At 47.1% G+C, this 9,383-nt stretch carries 9 protein-coding genes; 2 read left to right on the forward strand and 7 right to left on the reverse strand.

The features are described from left to right. Positions 1-7: 7 nt before the first annotated feature. From ACFE93_RS24750 to ACFE93_RS24770, 5 genes are all read right to left on the reverse strand, one after another. On the reverse strand, positions 8-1,528 hold the full coding sequence (locus ACFE93_RS24750; protein WP_375477195.1) for an aldehyde dehydrogenase family protein: 1,521 nt from the start codon (positions 1,526-1,528) through the stop codon (positions 8-10). Positions 1,529-1,845: 317 nt separating this feature from the next. Next, entirely contained in the window at positions 1,846-2,790 is a 945-nt protein-coding gene (locus tag ACFE93_RS24755; RefSeq protein ID WP_375477197.1) for an NADP-dependent oxidoreductase, read from the reverse strand. A gap of 273 nt (positions 2,791-3,063) precedes the next feature. Beyond that, positions 3,064-4,020, reverse strand: a complete 957-nt coding sequence (locus ACFE93_RS24760) for a hypothetical protein (protein ID WP_375477199.1) — start codon at positions 4,018-4,020, stop codon at positions 3,064-3,066. A 114-nt stretch (positions 4,021-4,134) separates the two neighbouring features. Further along, a complete protein-coding gene (locus ACFE93_RS24765; protein ID WP_375477201.1) occupies positions 4,135-4,377 on the reverse strand; it encodes a hypothetical protein in 243 nt (80 codons plus the stop codon). A gap of 155 nt (positions 4,378-4,532) precedes the next feature. Next, positions 4,533-5,021: a nuclear transport factor 2 family protein gene (locus ACFE93_RS24770; protein WP_375477203.1), complete on the reverse strand. Its 489-nt coding sequence runs from the start codon at positions 5,019-5,021 to the stop codon at positions 4,533-4,535. Between the two features lie 232 nt (positions 5,022-5,253). On the opposite strand from ACFE93_RS24770, the gene ACFE93_RS24775 reads away from it, so the two are divergent. Continuing rightward, positions 5,254-6,165, forward strand: a complete 912-nt coding sequence (locus tag ACFE93_RS24775) for a LysR family transcriptional regulator (RefSeq protein WP_375477205.1) — start codon at positions 5,254-5,256, stop codon at positions 6,163-6,165. Between the two features lie 162 nt (positions 6,166-6,327). Here the strand turns inward: ACFE93_RS24775 and ACFE93_RS24780 are convergent, their stop codons facing one another. Continuing rightward, positions 6,328-6,555, reverse strand: a complete 228-nt coding sequence (locus tag ACFE93_RS24780; RefSeq protein ID WP_375477207.1) for a hypothetical protein — start codon at positions 6,553-6,555, stop codon at positions 6,328-6,330. A gap of 98 nt (positions 6,556-6,653) precedes the next feature. Here ACFE93_RS24780 and ACFE93_RS24785 point away from each other — a divergent pair, with 98 nt between their 5' ends. Then, complete coding sequence (locus ACFE93_RS24785; RefSeq protein ID WP_375477209.1) at positions 6,654-8,000, forward strand: NAD(P)/FAD-dependent oxidoreductase; 1,347 nt, start codon at positions 6,654-6,656, stop codon at positions 7,998-8,000. Positions 8,001-8,130: 130 nt separating this feature from the next. Here ACFE93_RS24785 and ACFE93_RS24790 read toward each other — a convergent pair. After that, positions 8,131-9,383 (reverse strand): DHHA1 domain-containing protein (locus tag ACFE93_RS24790; RefSeq protein WP_375477211.1); only part of this gene is annotated, 1,253 nt, incomplete at its 5' end.

The raw sequence follows: 9,383 nt of genomic DNA on the forward strand, positions 1-9,383 counted from the left end.
AGCTGAATTATTGGGCAGAAACGCTAACACCAGGGATCACTCCTGAGTTGAAAGCGATATGTTTGTACTCCAGGAATTCATCCATCGCCGCCAGACCATTCAGCCTGCCGTTGCCGCTGCGCTTGAATCCGCCTTCTTCAAACTCGTCCCAAACGATCGCCCAATCGTTGATCCAGATCGTGCCTGCATCTATCTCGCGGGCGACGCGCAATGGGCGGTCAACATCGCGAGTCCAAATGCTCGCAGCCAAGCCATACTCGCTATCGTTTGCCAGCTGCACCGCTTCTGCCTCAGTATCGAAGATTTGCATCGTCAGGACTGGACCGAAGACCTCTTCCTGAACAATCGTCATTTTCGGATCGGTCACTTCCAGCAGAGTCGGACGGTAAAAGGCACCGCTGGCGAGTGGACCTTCAACAATTGGGCCGCCGCGTACAAGCACCTTAGCGCCCGCGGCGATCGCCTCCTCCACCATCTTGTCAACACGAGCGACGTTCGGCTTATCAATCAGAGGTCCCATATCACTGGACGGATCAGACGCAGGTCCTGTCTTAACGTTCTCCAGTCGCTGGGCGATCAGCGTGCGAAACCGATCGGCAACAGCACGCTGTACCAACAGCCGGGAACCTGTCATGCAGAACTGACCTGCGAAGGTCGTAAGTGCCTTCTCAACCTTTGGCGCAGCCGCCTCCAGATCGGCATCCTCGAAGATAATCATCGGCGTCTTACCTCCAAGTTCGGTCTGAAATAGCTTGAGCGTCGCTGCCCCGGTTGCGGAAATTGCTTTCCCTGTCTTCGTGCTTCCTGTAAAGCTAATCACTCGAACATCCTTTGACTCCATCAGAAAAGATGATCCGCCTCTGCCTTTGCTTTCACTAAAGATATTAATCACGCCCTTCGGTAAATCGGCAGCTTCAGCGAGGGTTTTACTAAACAGATAGTTGATCTGTGCTGTATTACCCGGCAATTTAATAACAGTTGTAACACCAGCAGCAAGAGCAGGTGCCAGAGAACGCACAGTCAGGACAAGCGGCGAGTTAAATGGTGCAACGATTCCAGCAACTCCGATTGGAGATCGAGTCACAACCGAAAGGTGTCCGGGTTGGACTTCCATCGCCCGTCCATAATCCGTCAGCACAACCGATGCCCAGTATCGAAATTTGCTGGGAATCATATCGACTTCAAATGCTGCTTCGTCATGGATTTTGCCGTTTTCAAGCGAGAGAATCGCGATCAGATCATCTCTTTGGGCTTCAAAGCGATCGGCAATTTGATTCAGCACTCGCGCACGAAGTGCCCGATTTTCCTTCCAGTCTAATTCTCGGAACGCCCGCACCGCAGCATTAACCCCCTGAACTGCCTCGTCATGCCCACCATCTGCATAAGTTCCAATCACCTTGCCTGTAGCTGGATCAATGCTATCAGTATGCTTTTTTGAATCAATCCACTCGCCATCAATCCAGTTCAGTGCGGGTGTTCCTAGTTCAATGTTTGGTGCTGAGGATTTATTATCTGTCGTTACTGCCATAATAGCCGCTCCTTACTTTTCTGCATAACTAAGTTTCTACTCACAGTCGAAGCTCAACGTACTCTTGTTTGATTAGCAGGTAATCTTCAGCCTTGATTGGTTGTGTTGCAGAAATTTTCAAGTGATCAACGACCGGGTTTCGTTCGCATTTTTTAAGCAATAACTCCAAAGATTTCGTTAATGAACTCTGCCTGAGATACACTCTGCGTAGAGAGGAAGCATTTGGTTAATAACCCATCGAAATAGAGATTCTTGCCCGAATGCTTCGCCCTTACAGGAAAAAAGTTCGATGAACCAAAGTTTTACAAAAGCCTGCCTCAAGCTGGATGAACGACTTGCAAAACCAGCTTGCCGCGTGGATGTCCGTGCTGGCTAACTTCCTGTGCTTTAGCGGCTTCTGCCAGTTCAAAAACTTGTTCAATAGACGCTTTGATCTGTCCGTCATCAATCAATTGAGCAATCTGCTGGAGCTGGGAATTTGCTCTAAGATTGGCGAAAACAGGAACCGCTTTAATGCCCTGCGGAATGCCTGATTCCGGCACACCAAGTGTTGAAACTAAAACGCCACCGGGACGAATGATTTGCCACGATCGCGCTTGCGTTTCTCCACCAACCAAATCAAGCACCACATCTACATCTTTTACCTGCTGTTCAAACGGTTGACTCGCATAGTCGATCGCCTGATCGGCACCCAGGTTTCTCAGATCATCAAGGTTCGCTGCCGATGCCGTTGCAATGACTCGTGCCCTCTTCCACTTGGCAAGCTGAATTGCATAGCGACCTACTCCACCCGCGCCACCATGAATCAGCACGCTCTGCTCTGGCTGGAGATTTGCACCATCAAACAATGCTTGCCATGCAGTTATTGCCACAATTGGGACAGAAGCTGCGTGAATATAGTCGAGCGTTTTCGGCTTCGGGGCGATCGCGTCTGCATAGCCCACTGCATACTCGGCATAGGCTCCCGAAAGCGCCATGTCTGCTGTTCCATAAACCGCTTGTCCTGGTTGCAGTGTGGTGACACCATCGCCCACACTTGCAACAACACCAGCCACATCAGCGCCAGCAATCACGGGCAGCGAATAATCATAGACTTGTTGGAAAAACCCTTCACGAATCTTCCAATCGATTGGGTTTACGCCTGCTGCATACACTTGAATGAGGACTTGCCCTGCTTGCGGTTCAGGACGAGATACTTCGTCGTACTTGAGGTTTTCAGCCCCGCCGTAAGCATGAATTCGGATTGCTTTCATTGTTGCCATTATGACGTACTCTTGTGAATAAAATGGATCAGTATTTCATCAATCACTGGCGATCGAAATTTTGAATGTTACCAAGTAAGTAGAACGATGTGGAAAAACCAAACTATGTTAATAAAAATTAAATAGACTCAAACCCTCTTCCCTCCTGCCTCATTCCAATAATAAATATTCACACCAACCTACTTAAAAGATTCGTAGTCGCTTGGAATGCTGAACTGCGATCGCGCTGTTTCAGCGTTAAACCCATACTTACCTACTGGGTAATTACAATTCCTACTCTGTTGACGATCCATCGACATACTGCTGACCACCGATCATAATGAATTCAACTGTGCTGGCAGGAGCAGCGAAATCCAATGAGGTAATTTCCTCTCTTTGAGCCTCGACTCGACCCAGTACAATGATCTGTTTTCCACTTGTGCCCGGTTTGAGACTCAGGGCGTGCGCATCAAGCTGTACGACCACGCCACGCACTAAACTGTTACCCCTGCCACCTTTTGTGATCACATCCCCAAGTACGAGGATATTGCCAAATGGTTTACTGGTCTGTATCCCGATCGAGCCATTGCCATGAGTGGTAATGCTTTTGAATTCTGCATAAGCCAAGGTTCCGTCGTATAGATTGAACCCCCGCGCCCCTTCGCCATAGGTCGCCAGGTCGCCTTGCACAATCAGAGTCTGTAAATCTCCGAAATTCACGAATCCGATTCCACTGGTTCCATGAGATATGATGGACTGCCGAGCAAGCCAAAGACGGACATTGCCCCAGTTATCCAACACCATGTCATTTGTCCCGTAAGTTGTTACAGGACTGTTATTGATCACTTGCTGAGCCTTCACGCCTGAGCCAACGAACACCCCGCCTGAGATAAGATTGCCAATACCAGCCGGGATATTGCCATTAGTATGGATTTCGCCTGTGGTCAATAATTTAAGGTCAATCATGCCACCAGGAGAACTGGGTGCTGGTCCACCTTGAGGATCGGCGTTTGCGGGAACAGTCATGCCGCCAAAAATAAAGATGCCGCTACCCCTCAACGGCACATCTCGCGTTCCCCCTGAGAGGTTTTCGGCACGCAGTGTCCAGCGACTTTGGGGATCGGTACAGCGGTTGTAGATCGTTAAGGAACCCGGAACGACCTCTACGCCATAACCGACTGGACGATGCAGCGCTGAGGTGCTGTCGCCGTCATACACTTGAACGTCAGTGAGCACAAGGTCAGCGATCATCACAATACTGGATTCCAAGTGCAGTCGACCGTAGACGACGAGATGCTGCAACTTGAGTTGTCCAAGGGTAGTCGTTGCCGGTTCCAGACTGAGCGTTAATCGGTTTGGATCTGATCAAAGGGTTAGGTTCTGGAGGGTGTTATTTGCCGTGAGCGCTACCCCGTCTGAATCTGGCTTGAAGACCAATTCTGCGTCAGAAGTTGTACCCACCAAACTTGAGCCTTCAAGAAGTGTAAATTTCTCTAAGTCATGAAAGCGACCAGCCACCTCGATTACAACATGTGTACGTTGAACCGCTTCAGCCAGAGAAGCTGCGTCCTCAACGACTACATGAGTGCCAACTGTGCTATGTGCCATAAACGACTCCCATCAGTGGTTGGATTTACCTCACTCACAACACAACAGTTTACTTGGTGTTGAACCTTGAGTAGGTTGAGTTTTATGGTTCAACCCAATGCTTCCAAGGACGTTGGGTTTCGCGAAGCTCCACTTAACCTACAAAAGTCTGACTATCAGGACGCTTTGAAGGTGATGTCTGCCCGATCGAGGAAGGGCTGGAACAAGTCTACCGGCCAGTTGGGATCGCTCTTGGAGGTGCGCTCCAGACACTTCCAGACGCCATCGCGACGTTCAAAGATGTCGTCGTAGGTGCCAGTTGAAACGATTCCGACGTGTTCAGCCTTCCAGTACACGAACCATCGCCAGTGCGCTTCGGCCCTGTCACCCGATCCGGAAATTTCAAACGCGCCCATAGAGTGGAACCACTTGTCCATCGGGAAGACGCTGTGTGCGTAGTCAAACATCTGCTTCATGCCCTCAAAACCCTCGAAGGTTGAAGTACGTAGATCGTTGACGTGGAATTTGGCCTCCGGCCAGTAAAGGCGGTTGTAGAGGTCGACCTGCTCGCGCCCCCAACCCTTGTCGATACATCGCTGATGCATGTTCAACTGCTCGAAGATGGTAAAGCGGTCGATCGCTGTGAGTTCGTTGTTCTGAGACATTGAAATTCTCCTCTACGTTGAAATTCTTGCGGGCGGTCGACGAGTTGATAGTGTTCTAGATTTGTTGTTAAGACTCCTGAAACGTCTAATGCATAAATATCTTCAGTCATCACTATTTACTTGCCTAGCTAGTTGATGCTGCCGTCTTCCTCAAATTACATTTATTTCTCATCGTTGTACAAGTATCATTTTGTTGATGCGATGTTTCTTCTTAGTAAACTTTAGAACTACGATGGACACCTTAACGAGCATGAAAGTATTGCTTCAGGTGGTGGAATCGGGAAGTTTTGTGGCAGCCGCCGAGCGGCTCAACTTATCCACAGCCATGACCAGCAAGCATGTGATGCACTTGGAACGAAACCTTGGCGCACGTTTGTTGAATCGAACCAGCCGACACTTAAGCCTAACCGAGGCAGGAAGAGTCTATTATGAGCAATGCCGGGAAATGCTTGATAAATTGGAAATGGTGGAGGCAACGGTGAGGCAATCAGCCGTCGTTGCACGTGGCGTACTCAAGATCAGCGCCCCAGTTTGGTTTGCTAACCCGTTATTCACTAAAGCCTTAGCGAAGTACCGCTCTCGCTATCCAGACGTTTTGCTAGATATGAATTTGAATGATCGGTTGGTAGACTTGGTGGAAGAAGGATTTGACTTGGCGTTACGTGTCACGCCTGAGGAACCCGGTTCTTCACTGCTCACGCGACGCATTTGCCCAATTCAACTCATGTTGGTTGGCTCAGCTGACTATTTGCAAAGAAATGGATACCCAAAAACTCCCAACGAACTGTCGAAGCATGTAAGCATCAGTTATTACTACTCGCAGTTTGCCGATGAGATACTCTTTGAGGATTCTAACGGGCGGGAGACAGTCAAACTGCCAGTCTCGATCCGCTCCAACAACACTACCATGCTGTATCAGGCAACCCTAGCCGGTATGGGGTTGGCGGTTTTGCCAAAGTGGTTGATTGAAGATGATCTTACCAGCCAACGATTGGAGGTGCTGAAGCTGGACTACACGTTGGCAACCTCATCTCTTTATGCTGTCTATACGAATCAGCGATACCTATCACCCAAAATAAGTACTTTCGTAGATTTTCTAGCTGAACATTTTTCTGGCATCACCGAGATGGAAAACAACGTTTGAGATCAAAGCATCCCCAATGTGAAAGAGGGTTCAGCGGCGAATGGCACGCTTGTTTTCGCCAAATACATAAGGTATATGGATGAGAGGGTGTAAGGCAAAGAATTAAAAACTAAATAATAATACTTACAAATCAACTACTTTAGAACTTACGCAAAATATCTCTCAAACTCTGATTTCCCCGTGTCGCGCCAGTTGCTTCAAGTCGGGGAACCCGCCCAACGCACTGGCTTCTCTGCGCCTCTGTGGTTCGTGATTCCGTAACTTGTGCGTAAGTCCTATACTTCCCTTACACCCCATCACCATGCAACCCCTACACAAGCCCTCTAACAGGGGTTTCACGTTTTCTTCCTGCCTGACTCGATAAAAACTAACTTTGACTACTTTCATCATTTCTTCAATTGTTCTAAATAGACAGCAACCACTATCATAATGCTGTTACATCTTTGTTAAGAATAGTTACAACTTCTTAACACAAGGACATATTGATTATGGTAGTCTCACTTGAAAAGAATGCACCACATCGGGTTGTAGTTGTTGGTGGTGGCTTTGGTGGACTGTATACAGCAAAAGCTTTGAAGACAGCAAATGTAAATGTTACTCTTATTGATAAACGTAACTTTCACCTATTTCAGCCGCTTTTATATCAAGTTGCCACAGGTGCGCTATCACCTGCTGATATTTCGGCACCATTGCGATCTGTATTCAGCAAAAGCAAGAATACAAAAGTGTTGTTGGGAGAGGTAAATGATATCGATCCAAAAGCACAAGAAGTTATTCTGGGTGATGAAGTAATACCTTATGACACATTAATTGTCGCCACAGGTGCTAACCATTCCTATTTTGGTAAAGATAACTGGAAAGAATTTGCTCCTGGTTTGAAAACTGTTGAAGATGCCATAGAAATGCGTCGTCAGATATTTTCGGCATTTGAAGCGGCAGAAAAAGAAACCGATCCCGAAAAACGCCGTGCTTTGTTGACTTTTGTGATTGTGGGGGGTGGGCCCACTGGTGTAGAATTATCCGGGGCGATCGCGGAATTGGCATACCAAACTCTCACAGAAGACTTCCGCAGCATCAACACCTCAGAAGCGAGAATTTTACTATTGCAAGGGGGCGATCGCATCCTCCCACACATTGCGCCAGAGTTATCGAAAGTAGGAGCAGAATCTTTGCAAAAGTTGGGTGTGGCTGTCTACACTAACACCAGAGTGACAAATATTGAAGGTAACATCGTTACTTTCAAGCAAGGCGATGAATTGACAGAAATTACCTCAAAAACTATCTTGTGGGCAGCAGGTGTTCAAGGTTCGCCTATGGGGAAAGCCCTAGCAGAAAGTACAGGTGTAGAGTGCGATCGCGACGGACGTGTGATTGTAGAACCAGACTTGTCTATCAAGGGTTATAAAAACATTTTTGTAGTGGGAGATTTAGGTAACTTTTCCCATCAAAATGGTAAACCCTTACCTGGTGTTGCACCTGTAGCCAAACAACAAGGAGAGTATGTAGCTAAACTCATTAAACGCAGGCTTCAAGGTGAGACTTTGCCACAATTTCGTTACAATGACGTGGGCACTTTGGCGATGATTGGGCAAAATTTAGCTGTTGTAGATTTAGGCTTAATCAAACTCAAAGGTTTCATTGCTTGGCTCTTTTGGCTAGTAATTCACATCTACTTCTTAATCGAGTTTGACACTAAAATAGTAGTAGCAATTCAGTGGGGGTGGAATTATATCACTCGTAATCGTCGCTCTAGATTGATTACAGGTCGAGAAGGTTTTGTAGAAGGAAAAACTGTTAACAATAGGGTGCAACAGCCTTCTGGGACACCTCTTTAACTTCAGGGATCAGCTAGGTAATTTCGATACTTGCAAACTGCTGTGATTTAGTGCGATCGCACTACACAAGATGGGACTTGGTTGAAAATCCCTATTTTGTTGGTGTAGCGAACGCCATAAACCCTGTAAATTATTTACTGTCGTAGCTGGCGATCGCCACAATCGTAGATAAAGGAACTTCCGCAAAATACTGTTGCTGAAATTGTTCTTCTCGGATAGCAGCTAAAAATCTTGCAACTGCTTCATCAGCAAGGTTTTCGGCACTATCGCTTGGATGCCAGGTAATTTGTAAAGAACGGTCTTGTCGTTGAACTGTGAACCCTAAGTATTTTAAAGCTTTGATTCCGACAAGTAAGGTTTGGTCGCTGATGCCGATTTTCTCTAAAAGTTGTCTGCGGGTAACTAGTTGATTTGTGCGACTGAGATATTTGGCAATTCCGACAAGAGTCAGCCAAATTTGATTGGGTGGTTGGTGCTTAGGTTTAGACCAAGCGATCGCTAATTGTTGCTGATTGTCAAGCCCAGACTTAGAGCGGCTTGTCGCCAAACATCGCCGCAACCACGTGCGTAAATCATCCCAATTCGTGGGACAATCTTCAATAATCAGTGCTGAGTTCTGAGTGCTGAGTGCTGAGTGTTCCTGATTGCGTAAGTCTAGAATAAATGGTGTTAGCGGTAGCGAGGCGTTGAGCCACTGCTGAGTGTTGAGTGCTGAGTTAACACAAGAACGCACGGCAATTAATCTGATTTCATACCGTTTTTTGAAGGTGTTGTAGTCTAATTCTGCTATACAATCACACCTTCCTATGGGCAATTCATCTTTATAGTGTCCCCACCATAAGCCAGGAAAAGCGCTTCTGGTGGAATCATCCCGAATATCAAACTCAGTTTTAATGTACTGTACCTTTTTCCCTTGCCAATCCTGCTGATTGCGATGCCAAGAATTTTCAAACCAGCAGTTTTGAATTAGCAATTTCGGAACAGGATTACCCATTCCACAAGGTTCTAGTAGTTTCAGTTCCAAAAATAACTCTTTCCCCAAATCTGCAACTGTTACCGTCAAGTCTGCTTGCACACTTGGCGTTAGAGTTGTACTACCTAAAGATTGCCGCAACTGCTGATTAATCGCGGCTGTAAATAAAGGAATATTCTCCACCAACAAACTCAAACCCGCTGCAAAGGGATGTCCCCCAAAGCGATGTAATAAATGTGCTTGGTCTTTCACCAATTGATATAAATCGACAGAATTCACCGAACGAGCAGAACCACAGGCTAATGCGAGTGCTGTTAGCGGAAGCGGGGCGTTTAGCCCGTGCTGAGTGCTGAGTTCTGAGTTAGAAAATAAAGGGGTAATTTCTCCCCCTGCTTCCCCTGCTCCCCTGC

Source organism: uncultured Nostoc sp. (genome assembly GCF_964247315.1).
Taxonomy (GTDB): domain Bacteria; phylum Cyanobacteriota; class Cyanobacteriia; order Cyanobacteriales; family Nostocaceae; genus Nostoc.

Coding starts and splice junctions, on each gene's coding strand:
- ACFE93_RS24785 (WP_375477209.1), top strand. CDS start 6,654: ATGGTAGTCTCACTTGAAAAGAATGCACCACATCGGGTTGTAGTTGTT.
- ACFE93_RS24755 (WP_375477197.1), bottom strand. CDS start 2,790: ATGGCAACAATGAAAGCAATCCGAATTCATGCTTACGGCGGGGCTGAA.
- ACFE93_RS24760 (WP_375477199.1), bottom strand. CDS start 4,020: ATGATCGCTGACCTTGTGCTCACTGACGTTCAAGTGTATGACGGCGAC.
- ACFE93_RS24775 (WP_375477205.1), top strand. CDS start 5,254: ATGGACACCTTAACGAGCATGAAAGTATTGCTTCAGGTGGTGGAATCG.
- ACFE93_RS24765 (WP_375477201.1), bottom strand. CDS start 4,377: ATGGCACATAGCACAGTTGGCACTCATGTAGTCGTTGAGGACGCAGCT.
- ACFE93_RS24780 (WP_375477207.1), bottom strand. CDS start 6,555: ATGATGAAAGTAGTCAAAGTTAGTTTTTATCGAGTCAGGCAGGAAGAA.
- ACFE93_RS24770 (WP_375477203.1), bottom strand. CDS start 5,021: ATGTCTCAGAACAACGAACTCACAGCGATCGACCGCTTTACCATCTTC.
- ACFE93_RS24750 (WP_375477195.1), bottom strand. CDS start 1,528: ATGGCAGTAACGACAGATAATAAATCCTCAGCACCAAACATTGAACTA.